The organism is Flavobacterium bizetiae, assembly GCF_902804475.1.
GTDB lineage: Bacteria > Bacteroidota > Bacteroidia > Flavobacteriales > Flavobacteriaceae > Flavobacterium > Flavobacterium bizetiae.
The window spans coordinates 25,493-44,038 of record NZ_CADCSU010000083.1; the positions used below are offsets into that span (position 1 = coordinate 25,493).

Below are 18,546 nucleotides of genomic sequence, written 5' to 3' on the forward strand. Positions count from 1 at the left end.
ACTAATTTTAGATGAACTAAAAAAATATAATTATGTCAACATTAAGATTAGGAGATATTGCTCCAGATTTTCATGCAGAAACAACCGAAGGACCAATCAATTTTCATGAATGGTTAGGTGATTCCTGGGGTGTTTTATTTTCGCATCCTGCAGATTTTACCCCTGTGTGTACAACTGAATTAGGAACAGTGGCCAATTATGTTCCTGAATTTAAAAAAAGAAATACTAAAGTAATTGCTTTAAGTGTCGATGGACTTGAGTCTCACAAAGAATGGATAAAAGACATCAACGAAACCCAAAATACAACTGTTAACTTCCCGATCATTGCCGACGAAGATAAAAAAATAGCAACTTTATACGATATGCTGCACCCAAATGCAAGCGAGAAGTTTACAGTACGCTCAGTTTTTGTTATTGGTCCGGACAAAAAGATAAAGTTAACCTTAACATATCCAGCTTCGACAGGAAGAAATTTTGACGAATTATTGCGTGTTATCGATAGTTTGCAATTAACAGCAGATTATAGTGTAGCCACTCCGGCGAACTGGAAAGACGGACAAGATGTTGTAATTACACCAGCTGTTCCGGATAGTGATATCCCTGCTAAATTTCCAAAAGGACATACGGCTATCAAACCTTATTTGCGCCTAACACCGCAACCTAATAAGTAAAGCTTCTAAGTTGCTGAGATACTAAGCTTCTAAGGTTATAGTTTTATAAAAACTCAGCACCTTAGAAACTTAGTGCCTTAGTAGCTATTCAAAATCTATAACTCGACATGAACGCTTTTCTTCATCAGTTCGTTCATTCGTTTTTTATCTCCTACGACCCAGATAATATCGTTTTTTTCTAAAATCAAATGCGATTCCGGGTTTAAAATTCGATTACCATTTCTTTCAATTCCCACAACAAGTCCGCCGGTTTTTTCTCTAAACTGACCCACTCTTTTTTGTATAAAATCATCAGTAGAAATTTCTAACTGGCGTAATACAATATCTGATTCTTGTGAGTTATTTGCCGCTTCAACTTCATTTTGCAAGTATTTGGTAAACTCTGTAATTTGCTCATCGGTACCAATAACACAAATTTCGTCACCGGGAAACAAACGTTCGTTTTTAGTCGGAATAGGAATTGTAATTTCACCACGACGAATAAAAGCAATATTGATTCCCATATTTTCACGAATGCGTAATTCTTCCAGAGTTTTTCCTGCAAGGTTAGATTCTTTACCAATATCAAAAATAGACATGTGACCATCCCAAGGCATTAAATTCGCATATCTTCGGTCGATTTTTTTGTTCTCGCGATCGTTTAAATTCTTTAAAAAGTGAGTTTCAATTTTATGATATTGCTCGTTTAATTTCTTCGGAAACAATTGATATGCTCCAATAGCAATAATCAGGGCAACAAACGCGACCAAAGGCGAGAAGAAGATATTCAGTAAAAATCCAACGAAAAATAAACCAAGGCTCATTCTAATCAAAATCAACATCAAAAGTGCGCCACGATATTTCCGTTCTTCCCAAAGTTCTTCTACTTCGGCAACTTTTACACGTCGTAACGAAAGCGCCCATAAAAACGGAGCAATAACAACCAATGTAATTAACGCCGCCAAAGTATTACCAAAACGAGTATCAGCCACTAAAGGCGCTACAAATTTTGATGACGATAAAATAATCGCAATAATAATAATCGTATGCAATACAATCTGAGTAATCGAAGCACGAAGCACAATTTGCCACGTACTGACAGATTTTATCGCTTGCGCATTTACACTGTATCTATTAATATTTTTAATCCATTTTTTAGGTAGTTTTTGTTCTAAATATCCAGAAAACGGATCAGAATATTTAATCAAAAACGGAGTCGTAAATGTCGTGATTGCAGACACGGCCACAATTATAGGATACAAAAAGTCACTCGTTACCTTAAGCGTCATACCAAGAGTCGCAATAATAAACGAGAATTCTCCAATTTGGGCTAAACTCATACCTGTTTGCACCGATTGTTTAAGAGGTTGCCCCGATAATAAAGCCCCAATAGATGAACTAAACGCTTTCCCAAAAATTGTCAATAATGTGATAAGAGCAACCGGCAACATATAGGTAACCAATGTTTCCGGATTAATCAACATTCCTACAGATACAAAGAAAACCGCACCAAATAAATCTTTTACGGGCTGAATCAAGTGTTCGATTTTTTCGGCCTGAGTTGTTTCTGCAATAATAGAACCCATTATAAAAGCACCAAGAGCAGGCGAGAAGCCTACATTTGCCGCAAACATTACCATCATTAAACAAAGTGCTAACGAAATAATAAGCAGCATTTCATCCGTTAAAAGATGTTTGGCTTTTTTCAGGATTGTTGGGATAATAAAAATTCCACCCAAAAACCATATGATCAAAAAGAACACTAATTTTAAAACCGATTGTAATAAGGCACCGCCCGAAACCTGATCGCTCACCGCAATTGTCGATAATAAAACCAACATCAAAATGGCCACAATATCTTCAACAATTAAAGCGCCAAATACAATTCCGGCAAACTTTTTTCCCTTAACGCCCAGTTCATCAAACGCCCTGATAATAATCGTTGTTGATGAAATCGAAAGCGTGGCACCAAGAAAAATACTGTCCATTTTGCCCCAGCCCATCCATTGCCCGACACAATAACCTATTAGGGTCATGAATAAAATTTGCGTTATGGCGGTAATCGAGGAAGTTCCTCCAACTTTCATCAATTTCTTAAAACTAAATTCGAGCCCCAGACTAAATAATAAAAAGATCACCCCAATTTCAGCCCAAACCTCCACACTTTTCATGTCAGTTATCGAAGGGAAAAAATCAAAATGATTTCCAGCTAAAAATCCGGCAATTAGGTATCCTAATACCAGAGGCTGTTTCATTTTTTTAAATATCAAAACAGCAATTCCGGCGGTCATCAGGATTAATCCCAAGTCGCTTATAAGTGGTTGTAAGTGGTGTGTAGTCTCTGCTGCGGCGCTTAAGGCGATCATAAGTGGTATTTAGTATTAAGGAGCTAATCCAGCTTTCCATTTCAAGCTTTTGTTCAAAATGCCTATTTTTTTAAGCAGTTACAGGAGCTTCCGCTGGTCGCTCTGTCTCTGCAAAAAAATATGGCTTTTTTCTCAAAAGGCTTTTCATTTCAATCTGGGCTAGATTCACGATTTTAAATAAAAAAAGCTATCTCGATAAAGATAGCTTTTTTTGAGAAAATATTTTTAGTTTTCTTTAAATTCCTACGTAATTACTAGGAGTTATTGCCATTAATTCAGCTCTGACAGCGTCAGAAACTTCAAGAGTAGCAATAAAATTATGAATTGCTTTTTTGTCAATAGCTTCATTAGTTCTTGTCAAACCTTTCAACGCTTCATAAGGATTTGGATAAGCCTCACGACGTAAAATTGTCTGAATAGCTTCAGCCACAACAGCCCAGTTTTTTTCTAAATCTTCAGCAAATTTACCTTCATTCAAAAGTAATTTGTTTAAACCTTTTAGCGACGCTTCAAAAGCAATAATCGTATGACCAATTGGCACACCAATGTTACGTAAAACAGTACTATCAGTCAAATCACGTTGTAATCTTGATACCGGTAATTTAGCTGCTAAATGCTCAAAAATAGCATTTGCAATTCCTAAGTTTCCTTCAGAATTTTCAAAATCAATAGGGTTTACTTTATGTGGCATAGCCGAAGATCCAATTTCTCCCGCTTTGATTTTTTGTTTAAAATAATCCATCGAAACATACGTCCAGATATCACGATCTAAATCGATAACAATAGTGTTGATTCTTTTTAAAGCATCAAAAAATGCAGCAAAATGATCGTAATGCTCGATTTGAGTAGTTGGAAAAGAGTGGTGTAAACCAAGATCAGTTTCAACAAATTTATTTCCAAATTGTTTCCAGTCGATTTGCGGATATGCAACATGATGCGCGTTGTAGTTTCCTGTAGCACCACCAAATTTAGCCGCAAACGGAATATTAAATAACAAACGCATTTGTTCTTCAAGACGCTCTACAAATACCAAAATCTCTTTACCTAAACGAGTAGGAGAAGCCGGTTGTCCGTGCGTACGAGCCAACATCGGAATGTCTTTCCATTCTACGCTTAATTCTTTCAATTTAGAAATTAAAGAAATTAACGATGGCATATAAACCTGCTCAAACGCATCTTTTGTAGAAAGCGGAATCGCAGTATTATTAATGTCCTGAGAAGTTAAACCAAAGTGAATGAACTCTTTGTATTGAGATAAGCCTAGTTTTTCAAAAGCATCTTTGATAAAGTATTCCACCGCTTTTACGTCGTGGTTGGTTACTTTCTCCGTTTCTTTTATCCAAAGAGCATCTTCAGTAGAGAAATTTTTGTAGATATCGCGTAAGCTGTCAAATAAATTAGGATTTACATCTGCAAGTTGTGGCAAAGGAACTTCGCACAAAGCAATAAAATATTCAATTTCAACTAATACGCGGTATTTGATTAAAGCTTCTTCAGAGAAAAATGGCGCTAATGAAAGGGTTTTACTTCTATATCGTCCGTCGATTGGTGATATAGCATTCAATTCGTTTAAAGTAGTCATTGTTATGTTGTTTTTCGAAAGGCACAAATATAAGCTATTGTTAAAACTTCTGAAAATTACCGAAGAGTTATTATAGCAGAAACTAATAATTAAATTATGGTTTTAAAAATTTTATCCCAAAAGGTAAAATAGAAACCAAAATTATGAGATTCATTTTTATGATGGTCTGCATGAAACTTTGTTGTCGAGATCCATTTTGTCAAAAGACTTTTATACCAGAATTCCGGAAAAATATCCGTTTTTAAATGCCCAAATATTCCGTATAAAAGATTTAAAACCAAATAAATTATAATGCTGATAAAATTAAACTCAAATATAGTAATAGAAAACAGCCATATAATACCAAACCCAAAAGTTTCTACAGGATGAAGTACAAATAAGCTGTAAACACTTGTTTCGACATGCGTATGGTGAAGCTGATGAATAGGATAAAACCATTTTAACTGATGCACCAGATAATGAAAAACAAACATAAAAAAGTCCATTATAAAAATCAACAGCAAAGTATCCGATAATATCGATACAAGTGAGGTTGAAAAATCTATTTTGAGGATCTCATAATGGTACAATTCATATCCCAATAGCGTTATTAACGTATTACAAATAAGAGTCGACAAAATCCACTTTCGATCTGTTTTACTAAGTGTTGTATTTTCATATTCAATTATTTTTCCCAGCATTATAGAAAGAAACAGCAGGGCTGCATTTTCTGCCAGAAAGAAAATAAAGAGCGTAAATAAATTGAACTGAGATAATTGCTGCAGCCAGCTTTCGAATATCATGATATGTTTTCTATTTCAAATAATCTTTCTCTTAATTCCGCAACACCTTCAGAAGCAATTTTGGCAATCACTTCAACCTTGTTCTGAATATTCGGGATTGCAATAGGTTTAGGATCAATATAAAAAACAGGCGTAATACTATAGGTATATGAGATTAATCCTGCCGCAGGATATACCTGCAATGACGTACCAATTACAGCAAAATAATCAGCAGTTTCTGTAATTTCAATAGCTTCTTCAAGAGCCGGAACATCTTCGCCAAACCAAACAATGTGCGGACGTAATTGGTGCCCGTTTTCATCCAGATCGCCCGTGTACAAATCGTCTGTCCAATCCAGAATAAGATCGCGGTTTTGTATGCTTCGTACTTTGAGTAATTCTCCATGCAAATGCAAAACTTTTGTACTTCCGGCGCGTTCGTGCAAATCATCTACATTCTGCGTAATAATATGCACATCAAAATCCTTTTCTAATTCGGCTAAAATATAATGTCCTAAATTAGGTTTCACTTCTTTCAGTTGTTGGCGTCTTTTATTATAAAAATCCAAAACCAATTCCTGATTTTTTCTCCAGCCTTCAGGAGTTGCTACTTCCATTACATCATGTCCTTCCCATAAACCATCGCTGTCCCGAAAAGTTTTAATACCACTTTCGGCACTTATTCCAGCTCCGGTTAAAACAACCAATTTCTTTTTCATCATATTCAAATTAAAAAGATAAAAATAGGGAATAAAAGAATGAAAGCCTAGACTTTGTGCCCTTAGCCATTAGATATTACTAGAAAATAAGAAGGTGAATAAATTTAGCCCACCTACAGCACGTAGACGAATATCAAATCTAAATTACTATCAATATTATACACCTAACAAAACACATTTTTACTTTTTATTTTTTGCCGATAGTAAAAAAAGGTAATTATACTTATTGTAAGGGTCTTACAAAATGTCTACTTTTATTTTGAAGTAAACCAAAACAAATTTTCAATGATTTTAATACAATTTACCGGTTTGTCAGGTTCAGGTAAAACAACATTAGCCGAAAATGTTCGCCATTTGCTAATGGATAAAAGTTATAAAGTCGAAATAATTGATGGAGATGTTTACCGCCAAACGATTTGCAAGGATTTGGGATTTTCTAAAGAAGACCGATGCGAAAATATAAGACGTTTGTTTCAGGTGGGACAAAATTTTGTTGCAGAGGACGCCATTGTTTTAATGTCGGTTATTAATCCTTACGAGAATCTGAGAAATGAATTAAGAACGTATGAATTTGTTCGAACTGTATATTTAGATTGTTCGATACCCAACCTTATCAAAAGAGACCCAAAAGGATTGTATAAAAAAGCTTTATTACCCAGTCATGACCCTGACAAAATAAATAATTTTACAGGTATAAGCGATGTTTTTGAGGTGCCATCCAGTGCAGATTTAGTTTTAAAAACTGATTTTGAAACTGTTTCTTTTTCAACCCATAAATTGTATAATTTTATAATAGACAATATCTGATTTCGAGTAATTTAATCCTTAAAACGTATGAATCCTTCTTCGAGTAAACTTCCTGTTTCTTTTTCTATAGACAGATTACAAAATGACCTTGTTGTATGCGAGAATGATTTGTGGACACCACATTTTAATACCTACAGATACGAAGGAAACTGGACCAGTATTTCTTTACGATCGCAATCTGGTTTGGCTGATGATATTTTGTCTTTTCCAAATGCAGCCTATAAAAATACCAGCTTATTAGATCGCTGCGAATATTTTAAAGAAATTATGGATTGGTTTCAATGCGAAAAAGAAGCCGTGAGATTACTTCGATTAGATCCTAAAAGCGAAATTAAAGAGCATGTAGATAATGATACATCGTATGAAGATGGATTTTTTAGAATTCACATACCGATTATAACGAATGATGATGTATTTTTTTACGTCGATAAAAAGCGTGTTCCTATGCAAATGGGAGAATGTTGGTATGCCAATTTTCAGCTTCCGCATAGTGTCGAGAATAAAAGTGCTGAACCCCGAATTCATTTTACACTTGATTGTATTCGAAACGATTGGTCTGACGAATTGTTTACAAAAATGGGTTTTGATATTAATGAATCATCCCAAAATAAACAATATTCAGATGAGATGAAACAGCAAATTATTGCTGAACTTTCCCGAAATCCATCAGAAGCAGGGGATAAAATTATTGCAAATTTACAATCGAAATAAAATCATGGAAAACACACATCATCCACTTTTTAATTGGATTCCTGTTAAGTTAATCGAAAAAGATAACGAGATTTATTTTGAATGGATTTATTTGGGAGATCTAAAATATGCTGATCCTTTTTTTGATGAAACGATTGCAAAATGCAAAAGTCACGCTTTTAATTCGAAATCATTTAAGGTAGTAAGTAGCGTAGAAAATCTTATAGAATGGTCTGATGAGTTAATTTCGGTTGATTTAAAATCATTGGTTTTTCATGTTTCAAGATGTGGTTCTACTATGTTGAGCCAATCTTTAGCTTCGTCTTCAGAAAATATAATGGTTTCTGAAGCACCACTTATTGATCAAATTTTAAGAAGGGATCTTTTTAATGATGATAAAAAAAGTGTACTGATAAAGTCTGTACTAAAATTATTGGGTCAAAAAAGATTTCCGGAGCAGCAACATTTAATTGTAAAATTGGATGCGTGGCATATTTTTAAAGCTTCGTATTTAAGATCACTTTTTCCTGAAATTCCATTTGGTTTACTTTATAGAAACCCAACAGAAGTTTTAAAATCGCATCAGAAAATGGCGGGAATGCACATGGTTCCTCATGTATTGCCTTCGATTATTTTTGGAATTTCGGCTAAAGAAATCAATGAAATTAGTTTTGAGCAATACGGCGGATTAGTTCTGGAGAAATATTTTCAGGGATTTCTGGATTTTTATAAAAGAGATACCAACGTGGTAATGCTTAATTATAATGAAGGAATGAAAGCCGTTCTGGAGAAATTTATATCGTTTATAAAAGTTGATTATGCTGATGATGCATTAGAAAAAATTTATGATCGTTTAAAAAGACATTCAAAAAACCAAAGTGTCGTTTTTACCGGAGATCAGTTTAAGGAAGAAGCGTTGCAAATTGATTTTTCGAGATTGGATGTTTTGCATAAAAAACTGAATGATAGTGTAGTTGCCTATTAAGATTGTTGAAAATTGAGGTGAAATTTCTTTCTGTTTTAATTATGGTGTATTTTTGCGGCAAACAGAAATAAAATGATTGATTTAGATTACCTCGCTTTCCTTGAAAATATACTAACAGATAATCGTAAAGAAAAATTCTTAAAAGTACTCGGAAATCGTACAAAGCATTTTACAGTTGTTGTAGAAGATGTTTTTCAGATGCACAATACAAGTGCCGTTATGCGTAGTTGTGAAGTTTTTGGAATTCAGGAATTAAATGTTATCGAACAACGTTACGGGAAAAAGATCGATAAAGAAATTGCAATGGGTGCTCAAAAATGGGTAGACATTAATCAGTTCGATTCTGTAACGAATTGTATTTCGACATTAAAAGATCAGGGATATCAAATTATTGCCACAACGCCTCATGAGAATGATTGTTTGCTGGAAGATTTTGACATTACAAAACCAAGTGCTTTATTTTTTGGAACAGAAAGAGACGGATTATCCGAAGAAATTCTGGAAAAAGCCGATGGTTTTCTTAAAATACCAATGGTAGGTTTTACAGAGAGTCTGAATATCTCTGTTTCTGCAGCCATCATCATTCAAAACTTAACCAACAGATTACAAAAATCAGATATCAACTGGCATTTATCCGAAGAAGAAATTCTGGAGAAATGTTTGGCATGGGCTAAAAATTCGATTAAAGATATTAAACGAATTGAAGCGCGTTATTTCGAAGATAATCCGAGATAAAGTTACTATAAGTCCCTAAGGAAAAAAACTTGTACCAGACAAGCTGATAGTAATTATAAATTTAATCTCGCAATCCCGATAGCTATCGGGAGCGAAGGCGCAAAGTTTTTCTCATTTTATGTCATTTCGAGGTACGAGAAATCTTCGCAAGAAACTCCTTAACGAGATTCCAAGCTTTGTAGAGCGTCTAACGGAGATTTCTCGTGCCTCGAAATGACAAACTAAAGGTCTAATTATTGACTTTTAAAAAAACTTTGCGCTTCTGCGCCTTTGCGAGATTTTTTATTTTCTCAAAAACAAAATAGCCCCCAAAACACTAACAATTAAAATCGTCAGTGCGGCTATAACCATTGTAAGGTCCCGAATGTTTTTTCCTGCCCAGTCCATAAATAAAAATTTGTGGAGTATGGCAAAAGAATAACCTTCGACCATATCGCTGTTTTTAACTACTGCGGCTAATCTTGAGGTCGAAGTTTCGATGAAATAAGTTGTTTTTTCGGGCGTGTCATAAGCCAGTTTTATAACAGGCAATCTTTTGTTGACAAAGCCATATTCGCGACTATTAAAATCAGTTAAGAGTTTAGTATCTAATAATTTTACGTTTTCTAAGGAAACCTGAGGTTCGTCTGAACTATGATCCATTTCGCAACAAGCGGCTTTTTGAGCTCCGTCTGTAAAATAATAAGCCAGAAATTCAGCGTATTGAAAATCCAGATTGGGTATCATTTTATTAGTTGCCGCATTAATGTAAACGACCTCAGATTTTGAATCCTCTTTTTTATTCCATTTTGAATTTGAATCTGATTTTGAGGTCTTGAATTTTTGTTTTTCAAGCAATTGACAACGAAAATACGTTGTATCATTTAAGGTAATAATACTCGCATTCTGAAAACGGCTCCAGTCTAAATTCAGATTAATATTGGCAACCAAAATTTCTTTGGTTTTAAAAGTTGGTTCGTAAACCATTTGCGATAAAGTATACGGATTCCATTTTGTTGTGGCATGATAAGCACCGCTAAAAGCAAATGTCAGGGTAAAAAGCGAAATCCATATACCAATTTGGCGATGGTATTTTCTAATGCCTTTTTTAGGTTGTAAAGAGTCTGTTTTTTTAAATTGTTTCCATAATAAGCCATAAATCACGATTCCGCTTATGGCTGAAAATCCAATAATAGATAACAAGAAAATCATCGTAATAATTCGGATACTATTGTTTGATATTGCATCGATAAACGACCAGTTATGAAACGTATCAAAGAACCAGATAAAGGCTTGTCTCGATGTTGGGTTATAAGTGGCGAGTTTGCTCGATGATGTTTCTACATAAACCTGCATGGCATCCGGACGATCGAAACTTAGTTTGTATACCGGTAAATAACGATTTACATATTTGTATTGCGATGTAAATTCGGTTAGGATTTCGCTTTGTTTAATGCCGCTTTTTTGATCGTCGAGAAAATAACGCGAAAGCCATTCGGCATATTTTTGATCTCCATTTTCTAATTTTTTTGCGTTCGAAGTATCGAAATAGATCAGTTCGCCAAATATTGTTTTTACCTGATAAAAAGTGGCGTTGTTGAACGAAACGATTCGGAAATTTTTGAATTGTGTGATTTCATTTTTTTGTAAAACTTCCTGAATCGAAAAGTGCAGTTGAGTTTTATCAATTATTGGTGTTTCCAATTTATCGTGCGCAATTTCGGGTTTGAAAAAATGCGCCATAAATGGGTGCATTAATCCTGATAAAGTCCAAAAAATGACCGGAACAATAGTTATTAAACCAATTGTTCGATGCCATTTGTACATGTTCTGCTTGACTTTCTTGACAAATTTTGAATCTTTCTTTTTAGATTTTTTGTCTTTGTTTATTTCTTTACTCATTGTTAGGTTTTTTAGCCCCGATGGAGGCGATATCCTTTTTATGGCTTTTTCTGCCATAAAAAGATAAAGCCGAGAGCGGGATTAGCTTCTAATAATTATTATTTTATTGCCACAGATTAAAGGATTAAAAAAGATTATTTTAAAAAATCCTTCTAATCATTTTAATCTGTGGCAAAAAAAACTCTATTTTTTTAATGAAAAATTATACTGTATTCCAAATACAAAAGTTCTTGGAGCTGCTGCTGTATAAGTAGGTTGAGCGTTTGCGGTATTGGCCCTCGAAACATTATAAGCGTATAATTTATCGGTTAAATTGAGTACATTTCCGTAGACTTCAATCCTCTTCCATTGATAACCTACTCTGGCGTTGAATAAGTTATAACCACTGTATTTTACGGTATTAATCTGATCCTGGTAATAACTCCCGACCAATTGCCATTCGACAGAAGTTCTAAGATTTGGAAGCCAGTTGGGGTAATAACTTATCTCAGAATTTCCAGACCATTTTGGTGCTGCCGGCATTTCTTTACCGTCCAGATTCTGAACGGGATCGCTTGGTTTGTCTGAAAGTTTAAAATCGATATAAGTATGTTGTGCGTAAGTTCCGCCAAGACGAATGTTGATTTGTTTTGAAGGACGATACGAAGCACCAAACTCAACTCCTTTATGTCGCGTTTCTCCAGCTGAGCGATAATCTGTTGAGTTATCAGGAAGTTTAATATTTAAAAGTTCATTTTTTCCTTCCATATAGTATAAAGCGTAGTCAAAATTTAATTTGTTTTCGAAGAAAGAAAGCCATCCTCCAACCTCGTAATTATTGAAAGTTGCGGGATCCAGATTATAATAAAAATCAGCAGGAACGCCAGTTGTGCCGCCAGTTCCGGGTTTGGTTCTAAAGATCGACGTAATTCCCGGAGGCGCAAAACCCTGGGAGTAATTACCGTAGAAACCGGCAAATTCGGTTGGGTTGTAGTTGGCTCCGGCTTTAAAAGTCATTTTGTCATAAACTTTACTTCCGGTCGAATTGTCAAGTGCGTTGTTGTAATTGACTTTCATATTATCGTAACGTCCGCCAACCGTAATAATCAGTTTTTCGATTGGGTTAAAACTCAATTGCGCATATCCGGCAGAGTTGAAGATGTCAGCTGTATAATCGGCTAATTTTGAGTCCGGATGTTGGGCAACAATCTCGTACGAACTAACAGTTTGTTTGCCAGCTTCTCCAGGGTTTAGATTGGCTTTTAGATCAATAACATACGACCAATACGTCACGGGAGAGTAATCGTATAAAGCTCCGGCAACCAATTTAGTGTTCAAAAAATCGAATTTTTGAGTATGTTGTCCAATCGCGCCATAACTTTTAAAATTATTCGAGTTGACTTCGCCTTTTGCTGTAGTAGGATTTACGGTTGGACTCCATCTAATTCCGTAAGAAGGATTTTGTCCCAATTTATTATCACGCAAATATCCTGTAATGTAACTGCTCGAATTGCTGTTCCAGTCGTGTTCTAATGTTAATCGGGTTCGCAAAGCATCAGATTTTCTATAGGTAAAATTCGAGGTGCTTTGGTAGGTTCTGTTATTAAAAGCATCTTCATTAACCGTTCCGCTCATATCCGAATAATATTTTCCGTACATCGTATTGCTAATCAATCGGGTCGAAGAGGAGATGTTGTAATCGATTCTCGCATTCAGATTGTCTTTATTATAATCAGAATACGTCATCCAGCCATTTTCCTGCAAACTCGAAATTCCGGCAATATGAAAACCAACTTTACCAATGGTTGCACCACCAGCCGCCTGAAATCTTCTGTATCCGTAATTATCAGCCTGAACGCCAAATTTAAATTCCGGATCAACAGGAGGTTTTTGTGAAATTAAATTAATCGTTCCGCCAACTGCTTCAGGTCCGTACAAAGACGAAACTGGGCCTTTTACCACCTCGATACTTTGTATATTAAACTGATTAATTTCAAGTAAAGCATTGTGATTAAAGATTCCCATTGGGCGAATAGGCAAACCATCTTCGAGATATAAATAATAAGCATTAGTTGTCATAGGCTGACGAATAGACATCATGTGCTGCTCGTTTCCTAAGTTTACCATTAAAACTCCCGGCGTTTTATTGATGATTTCATAAACCGCTATTGCCTTAGTTTCGTTGATCGTTTTAGCGGTCAATTTGCTTATGGCAACCGGAGTTTCTTTGCGCAAAGTAGCGGTACGATTTGCGGTGATAAAAACATTATCCAGTTCCTGAGATTGTGTTGTGTCTTGCTTGACTTTGTTTTGCGCTAAGACACATTGCCCTATAATGAATAGAGCGAAGTATATTTTCTTCATTTTAAATGATATAAATTTTATAAAGTACCCGACATTCTCTTGGTAGAATGCCGAAAAAGCTTTTCAAAAGAATTGAAAAGCGGGACTAAAATCTATATCAAATAAGACGGTGGATGAAAGGTAGCATTCGAAACCGAAACAGGTTTTTTGTCCGTAGGAGCAAAGATTTTCGCTCTCGATTCTGTTGGTGGTATTATTTTAAAATCGGTTACAATGATATTCTGAATATAAACAACTTCTGCTTTTTCTTTCAGATTGTCGTGCATTCTTTTTTCGTTATCATCATATTTTTTTAAACTTTTCTGAAGTTCGCATCGGCCATTACAACTATTAAAAAGCATTTTGCGTTGTACACAAATAGTCTTTGATATTTCTTCCTGATTGAGTTTAAATGCCGTATAAACGCAGAAACTGCCAAATGATGGCATTAAAAGCATGAAGGAAAGAAATATAATGACGATTTTTCTCAAAGCTTTTTTCGTTGTTTTTTGAATCTTTATTTTAAATGCAAATTAAAAGTTGAAATGTATCTTTAGATACATAATATTGGTAGTCTATTTGATTTGAAATTCGTTGGCGTGCCGTAGGTACGCAATGATTCTCGTTTTGTTGCGTACCTACGGCACGCTAAATTTATTTCTTGATTACTATTTTCTATCAATATTTAGTGCCTAACGGCACAAATTGTAAAATTTTATGCTTTAGTATGAAACTATAAAGTATAATTTAAGTTGATGCTCCATCTGTAATTCGCCTCCATATTACCGCTTGATAAATTTTGGTTAATAGGCAACATCGCATTTATTCCTACCGAAAATTTATCTTTTCCGGCTTCAATGCCAAATTTGCTAAACAAAATATCGCCAGCGGTATTAGGTAAATCCAATCCGTGTTGTTGATTGGTTTGGTAAACTTCGCCCGCCAAACCTGCTTGCGGAATAATTTGAACTGATTTTAAATCGAACAAATAAAAGAACGTTCCTGCATAATTAAACTGATCGCCGTATTGGTAATTTTTACTGTTTTCGGTTTTAAAAATGTAATTTAAAGTGGTGTTTAAACCTAAGTTTTTATGCTTAATCACATATTCTGAAACTATCGGGAAATCCCAACTTCCGGTTCCTAATTGAAAACTCTGATTTACGCTTCCTAAATTATTCGCTTCTTTAAATTTCCCGGTCGGAAGTTTTACACCACCACCCAAATTTATTTTGTGTGTAAAAAACGTGCTGTCTTTTTTGGTTTCAAAAACCGTGTACAAAGCCATTACCGTAATATCGCCTAAACCTTCGATATCTTCTGTTCCGGCAGTTAATTGTCTTTCGTTAAAATGATACGGAACCAACGCCGAAATCTGAATTTTGTCCGTCACAGGAACTCGCGCCCAAGCCTGAATTGTATTGAAGTTTTCATCAATCCATGGCGAATTGGCAAAGATTCCGTCGCGACTCGTATAACTTTGTTTCATATATCTTAAACCCACAAAATTATTGTTCAGCATCGAACCAAAACCCATGCTTCCGCCACTTGCCGAACATCCGCAAGCATCGCAATCAAAATCTTCCATCATTGCCAAACGCTGAAAAGTAAAGGCCGAAATACTATCTTTTACATTAAAACTAAAGGCCGAAAAACCAACCAAAAGTGTCAACATTACTATTATTTTTTTCATTTTAATTTGTATTATTTTTAGGAGCTGATCCCGCTTTTCGTTTCAAGCTTTTCTCAAAATCCCATTTTTCTATGTTTTTACAAAGCTTCCGCTGGTCGCTTTATAAAACCTAGAAAAATTAGGTCTTTTTTTAAAAAGGCTTTTCACTGCAATCGGGGCTAGGACTCCGGTTTTCATTATGATTTTTGTTCTTTGCTGCAGATTACACAGATTAAAATGATTTTTTTTCAAATCTGATTTTCAATTGATTTTTAATCTGTGTTAATCTTTTTAATCTGTGGCAAAATTTTATTTCTATTATTTGAGTTGCCTCCAGCTTTAGCTGGAGTAATCCATTTGCATTTAATCTGGGCTTTAGCCAAATACAAGTTTGGCTAAAGCCTCTATTTAGTCTTTTACTATTTAAATCCAGCTAAAGCTGGACGCTATTCATAATTATTTTTGCCACAGATTCCACGGATTAAAATGATTTCCAATTGCTTTTAATCTGCGTTAATCCGTACAATCCTTAAAACCCGTGGGCCAATTTCTTAAAACTCCGAGAAACGTTTATCTGTCAAATACTGATTGTCCGTCAGTGTTTTCAAAAATGCAATTATTTGTTTTTTCTCATTTGCGTTAAGAGATATTCCAAATTTCCCGTTCTGTTTTAAAATAGGATCTAATGTTGGAGCATCTTCAATACCACTTGCATAATGATCCAAAACACCTTCAAGCGTTCCGAATCTTCCGTCATGCATATAAGGTCCTGAAACTTCTACATTTCGTAAACTTGGCACTTTGAATTTGTAATAATCCTTTGCTAATTCGGTTACTTTATAGCGACCAACATCGTTTACCATTGGGTTTACAGCTAAACCATTATTCCGAAACGAATTGTCGGTTTGTAAATCAGTTGCATGGCATGAAGCACATTTTGATTTAAACAAATCGTAACCTGCCAATTCATCAGTTGAGAATGTTCCGCCAGTTTCATGACGTCGGTATTTATCAAATTTTGAATTGGATGAAACAACCATTACCATAAATTGCGAAAGTGCTTTCAACATATTTTCGGTTGTAATCGCATCATCGCCAAAAGCTTGTCCGAATAATTTTTGATAGTCTTTATCGGCTTTCATCATTTTTAGAATAGCGTTCAAATTTCCGTTCATTTCAATATTACTCGTAAGCGGAATTATAGGCTGTAAGTCTAAATGGTCTGCGGCTCCGTCGTACATAAATGTAGTTTGGTAAGCCAGATTCTGAATCGATGGTGTGTTTCTGGTTCCTTGTGCATTATCGACACCATGACTTACCGTGTGTCCGTGATGCGTAAAGGCGTTGGCTTGTATGTGGCAAAACCCGCAAGAAACGACTCCATCAGACGCTAAACGTCCGTCGTAAAATAGTTTTTTACCCAGTTCAAATCCTTTTTCTGTTGGCGGATTCAGTGCAATATTGTAGGCTAAAGCAGGAAAGTTTGACGGAACTGTAAATTCCAGGGAAATGTTTACATATTCGTTTTCTTCACTAGAGCAGCTCCATACCAACGGAATCATCAGCCATAGAAAATATTTTATTTTCAGCATGATTTTTTGTGTTTAAAAGCAAAACAGTAATTTTTTTGCCACGAATTCCCGCGAATTACAATGGGACTAAATTTCTTATAATGATTGCTTCTTTGGTTGTTAAAAGCACAAAAAGTTCTGATTTAGCCCCGATAGAAGCGACATCCTTTTGTGGCGGGGTTCGCCACAAAAGATATAGTGAATAGCGGGACATTACTTCTGGAAAAACGAAACTTTTGTGCTCCTGAAAAAATTAATCGTTATGTACGTGATCTACCTTAAACATAGCCGAAATGTTTTGCGTAATTAAGGGTAGGTTGGCACCGCCCATGATCATTGCGCCCATTCCGCCAGCGTTGTTGTCAGAAAGTTTGATTTTGTTTTTACCGTCGATAATTTTAGAAAGATCTGTAATAATGTGAACGGCAGGAGTGATGTTGTCGCGAACCAAAGCTTTTGTTGGTAGATCTACGGTTACTTCGGTATAATTATAATCGGTTCCGGTTTTTCCGGTGTGAATCATAAAAGGGGTTGCCGTAGTAACATTTGCTGAGGTAAAAGTGCCTTCGAGTGCCAGGAATTTATATCCTGCAGCCCAAGACCACAACATGCCTGCATCATTTGCCTGAGCCAGAAAATCGCCTTGTCCGGCTGCGCCTAATTTCCATTGGTCTTCGTCAACTCCAATACCAAATTTTACTTTTACGTAATCTCCGGCAGGAATATCTGTTAGTTTAAATTGTTGTCCGGCTGCGGTAGATTCGTCAGCAATAAAATAGCTTTTGCTTTTTGGGTATGCAAAAGTTGTTCCGTCAGCTTTTGTAAGTACAACGTTGCTCACGATATATTTTACAAGACTAATTTTCAGGACTTCGTTGTTAGAAGTTGTGTTTCCTTGTGTGTTTAAAATTAAATCGTTCGCGCCAAAAGCGTTGTCGAATTTTAAAGTAAGGTTTCCGTTTCCTGAACTTGCCTCGTTGTTATCGTCGTTTGAACATGAGATAAATGCTATAGAAATTGCTACAAGAGCAAGGGCTTTGTATAATGTGTTTTTCATTGTATGAATTTTATATAATTTGAATTTAATACCGATTGTATATTCAATATAGTCCAATTACATTGTACTATTTTCATATTACATCGGCATTATACCAGAAAACATTGAACTAAAATATAAATAGAATTGGTATAAAATGTGCGTAAACACGGTTTCGTTGTTTGGGGAACAACGAAAATTCATTTCAATACGAATTGAAATGTGATTTTAAAAATTATATAAAATAGGATGGAGGACGAAAAGTACTAGTCGAAACGGCAATAGGTTTTTGATCTAAGGTAGCAAAAAGTGCTACTTTAGATTCTATTGGATTGACTAATTTGAATTCGTTTGTAATGGTATTTTGAAGGTAAACAATCTCTACTTTTTCTTTTAGATTGTTTTGCATTTTCTTTTCGTTGTCGGCGTATTTTTTTAAACTTTTTTGAAGTTCGCATCGACCGTTACAGGAATTAAAAAGCATTTTGCGTTGCACACAAATGGTTTTCGAAATTTCTTCCTGATTTAATTTGAAAGAGGTATAAACAAAGAAACTGCCAAAAGATGGCACCAGAAGCATAATAGAAAGAAATATGATCAATATCTTCTTCAAGAGTTGTTTTTTTGTTTTCGAGAGCAAAAGTACATTTTATTCGTTTTGTTTTTAGTTTTTATTGAAAAAAAGTTTTAGTCGCTGTTTCAGTCTCAGTCTCAGTCTCGGTCACAGTCACAGTCTCCGTTTTATTTTGATGATGAAAAGTATTCAAAA

At 35.1% G+C, this 18,546-nt stretch carries 16 protein-coding genes; 5 read left to right on the plus strand and 11 right to left on the minus strand.

The window, feature by feature from the left end; all coding sequences use genetic code 11:
- Positions 1 to 32: 32 nt before the first annotated feature.
- A complete protein-coding gene (locus FLACOL7796_RS09850) occupies positions 33 to 671 on the plus strand; it encodes a peroxiredoxin (RefSeq protein WP_173970628.1) in 639 nt (212 codons plus the stop codon).
- Positions 672 to 766: 95 nt separating this feature from the next.
- Here the strand turns inward: FLACOL7796_RS09850 and FLACOL7796_RS09855 are convergent, their stop codons facing one another.
- The 4 genes from FLACOL7796_RS09855 to FLACOL7796_RS09870 all read right to left on the minus strand — a co-directional run bounded on the left by FLACOL7796_RS09855 (position 767) and on the right by FLACOL7796_RS09870 (position 6,078).
- Positions 767 to 3,016 (minus strand): cation:proton antiporter domain-containing protein, encoded by a 2,250-nt coding sequence (locus FLACOL7796_RS09855; RefSeq protein WP_173970629.1) that lies wholly within the window; start codon positions 3,014 to 3,016, stop codon positions 767 to 769.
- A gap of 235 nt (positions 3,017 to 3,251) precedes the next feature.
- Positions 3,252 to 4,598: an adenylosuccinate lyase gene (gene purB / locus FLACOL7796_RS09860; RefSeq protein WP_173970630.1), complete on the minus strand. Its 1,347-nt coding sequence runs from the start codon at positions 4,596 to 4,598 to the stop codon at positions 3,252 to 3,254.
- A gap of 89 nt (positions 4,599 to 4,687) precedes the next feature.
- Positions 4,688 to 5,380, minus strand: a complete 693-nt coding sequence (locus FLACOL7796_RS09865) for a sterol desaturase family protein (protein ID WP_173970631.1) — start codon at positions 5,378 to 5,380, stop codon at positions 4,688 to 4,690.
- Entirely contained in the window at positions 5,377 to 6,078 is a 702-nt protein-coding gene (locus FLACOL7796_RS09870; RefSeq protein WP_173970632.1) for an SIR2 family NAD-dependent protein deacylase, read from the minus strand. The genes FLACOL7796_RS09865 and FLACOL7796_RS09870 overlap by 4 nt, the downstream gene beginning before the upstream one ends.
- A 285-nt stretch (positions 6,079 to 6,363) precedes the next feature.
- Here FLACOL7796_RS09870 and cysC point away from each other — a divergent pair, with 285 nt between their 5' ends.
- From cysC to FLACOL7796_RS09890, 4 genes are all read left to right on the plus strand, one after another.
- Complete coding sequence (gene cysC, locus FLACOL7796_RS09875; RefSeq protein WP_173970633.1) at positions 6,364 to 6,885, plus strand: adenylyl-sulfate kinase; 522 nt, start codon at positions 6,364 to 6,366, stop codon at positions 6,883 to 6,885.
- 27 nt (positions 6,886 to 6,912) lie between these two features.
- On the plus strand, positions 6,913 to 7,596 hold the full coding sequence (locus FLACOL7796_RS09880; protein ID WP_173970634.1) for an aspartyl/asparaginyl beta-hydroxylase domain-containing protein: 684 nt from the start codon (positions 6,913 to 6,915) through the stop codon (positions 7,594 to 7,596).
- A 4-nt stretch (positions 7,597 to 7,600) separates the two neighbouring features.
- A complete protein-coding gene (locus FLACOL7796_RS09885) occupies positions 7,601 to 8,560 on the plus strand; it encodes a sulfotransferase family protein (protein WP_173970635.1) in 960 nt (319 codons plus the stop codon).
- Positions 8,561 to 8,632: 72 nt separating this feature from the next.
- Entirely contained in the window at positions 8,633 to 9,295 is a 663-nt protein-coding gene (locus tag FLACOL7796_RS09890; protein WP_173970636.1) for a TrmH family RNA methyltransferase, read from the plus strand.
- 282 nt (positions 9,296 to 9,577) lie between these two features.
- Here the strand turns inward: FLACOL7796_RS09890 and FLACOL7796_RS09895 are convergent, their stop codons facing one another.
- From FLACOL7796_RS09895 to FLACOL7796_RS09925, 7 genes are all read right to left on the minus strand, one after another.
- On the minus strand, positions 9,578 to 11,176 hold the full coding sequence (locus FLACOL7796_RS09895) for a PepSY-associated TM helix domain-containing protein (RefSeq protein ID WP_232067346.1): 1,599 nt from the start codon (positions 11,174 to 11,176) through the stop codon (positions 9,578 to 9,580).
- A gap of 183 nt (positions 11,177 to 11,359) precedes the next feature.
- Positions 11,360 to 13,519, minus strand: coding sequence for a TonB-dependent receptor (locus tag FLACOL7796_RS09900; protein WP_173970637.1), 2,160 nt, complete (start codon positions 13,517 to 13,519; stop codon positions 11,360 to 11,362).
- A gap of 92 nt (positions 13,520 to 13,611) precedes the next feature.
- Entirely contained in the window at positions 13,612 to 13,989 is a 378-nt protein-coding gene (locus tag FLACOL7796_RS09905; protein WP_232067347.1) for a hypothetical protein, read from the minus strand.
- Between the two features lie 242 nt (positions 13,990 to 14,231).
- Positions 14,232 to 15,191 (minus strand): transporter family protein, encoded by a 960-nt coding sequence (locus tag FLACOL7796_RS09910; protein WP_173970638.1) that lies wholly within the window; start codon positions 15,189 to 15,191, stop codon positions 14,232 to 14,234.
- A gap of 530 nt (positions 15,192 to 15,721) precedes the next feature.
- Positions 15,722 to 16,762, minus strand: coding sequence for a cytochrome-c peroxidase (locus FLACOL7796_RS09915; RefSeq protein ID WP_173970639.1), 1,041 nt, complete (start codon positions 16,760 to 16,762; stop codon positions 15,722 to 15,724).
- Positions 16,763 to 16,994: 232 nt separating this feature from the next.
- On the minus strand, positions 16,995 to 17,798 hold the full coding sequence (locus FLACOL7796_RS09920) for an MbnP family protein (protein ID WP_173970640.1): 804 nt from the start codon (positions 17,796 to 17,798) through the stop codon (positions 16,995 to 16,997).
- A 214-nt stretch (positions 17,799 to 18,012) separates the two neighbouring features.
- Positions 18,013 to 18,390 (minus strand): hypothetical protein, encoded by a 378-nt coding sequence (locus FLACOL7796_RS09925; RefSeq protein ID WP_232067348.1) that lies wholly within the window; start codon positions 18,388 to 18,390, stop codon positions 18,013 to 18,015.
- Positions 18,391 to 18,546: the final 156 nt, after the last annotated feature.

Excerpts from the sequence above, each read along its gene's own strand:
- FLACOL7796_RS09850 (WP_173970628.1), top strand. The coding sequence starts at position 33 with ATGTCAACATTAAGATTAGGAGATATTGCTCCAGATTTTCATGCAGAA.
- FLACOL7796_RS09855 (WP_173970629.1), bottom strand. The coding sequence starts at position 3,016 with ATGATCGCCTTAAGCGCCGCAGCAGAGACTACACACCACTTACAACCA.
- purB (WP_173970630.1), bottom strand. The coding sequence starts at position 4,598 with ATGACTACTTTAAACGAATTGAATGCTATATCACCAATCGACGGACGA.
- FLACOL7796_RS09865 (WP_173970631.1), bottom strand. The coding sequence starts at position 5,380 with ATGATATTCGAAAGCTGGCTGCAGCAATTATCTCAGTTCAATTTATTT.
- FLACOL7796_RS09870 (WP_173970632.1), bottom strand. The coding sequence starts at position 6,078 with ATGAAAAAGAAATTGGTTGTTTTAACCGGAGCTGGAATAAGTGCCGAA.
- cysC (WP_173970633.1), top strand. The coding sequence starts at position 6,364 with ATGATTTTAATACAATTTACCGGTTTGTCAGGTTCAGGTAAAACAACA.
- FLACOL7796_RS09880 (WP_173970634.1), top strand. The coding sequence starts at position 6,913 with ATGAATCCTTCTTCGAGTAAACTTCCTGTTTCTTTTTCTATAGACAGA.
- FLACOL7796_RS09885 (WP_173970635.1), top strand. The coding sequence starts at position 7,601 with ATGGAAAACACACATCATCCACTTTTTAATTGGATTCCTGTTAAGTTA.
- FLACOL7796_RS09890 (WP_173970636.1), top strand. The coding sequence starts at position 8,633 with ATGATTGATTTAGATTACCTCGCTTTCCTTGAAAATATACTAACAGAT.
- FLACOL7796_RS09895 (WP_232067346.1), bottom strand. The coding sequence starts at position 11,176 with ATGAGTAAAGAAATAAACAAAGACAAAAAATCTAAAAAGAAAGATTCA.
- FLACOL7796_RS09900 (WP_173970637.1), bottom strand. The coding sequence starts at position 13,519 with ATGAAGAAAATATACTTCGCTCTATTCATTATAGGGCAATGTGTCTTA.
- FLACOL7796_RS09910 (WP_173970638.1), bottom strand. The coding sequence starts at position 15,191 with ATGAAAAAAATAATAGTAATGTTGACACTTTTGGTTGGTTTTTCGGCC.
- FLACOL7796_RS09915 (WP_173970639.1), bottom strand. The coding sequence starts at position 16,762 with ATGCTGAAAATAAAATATTTTCTATGGCTGATGATTCCGTTGGTATGG.
- FLACOL7796_RS09920 (WP_173970640.1), bottom strand. The coding sequence starts at position 17,798 with ATGAAAAACACATTATACAAAGCCCTTGCTCTTGTAGCAATTTCTATA.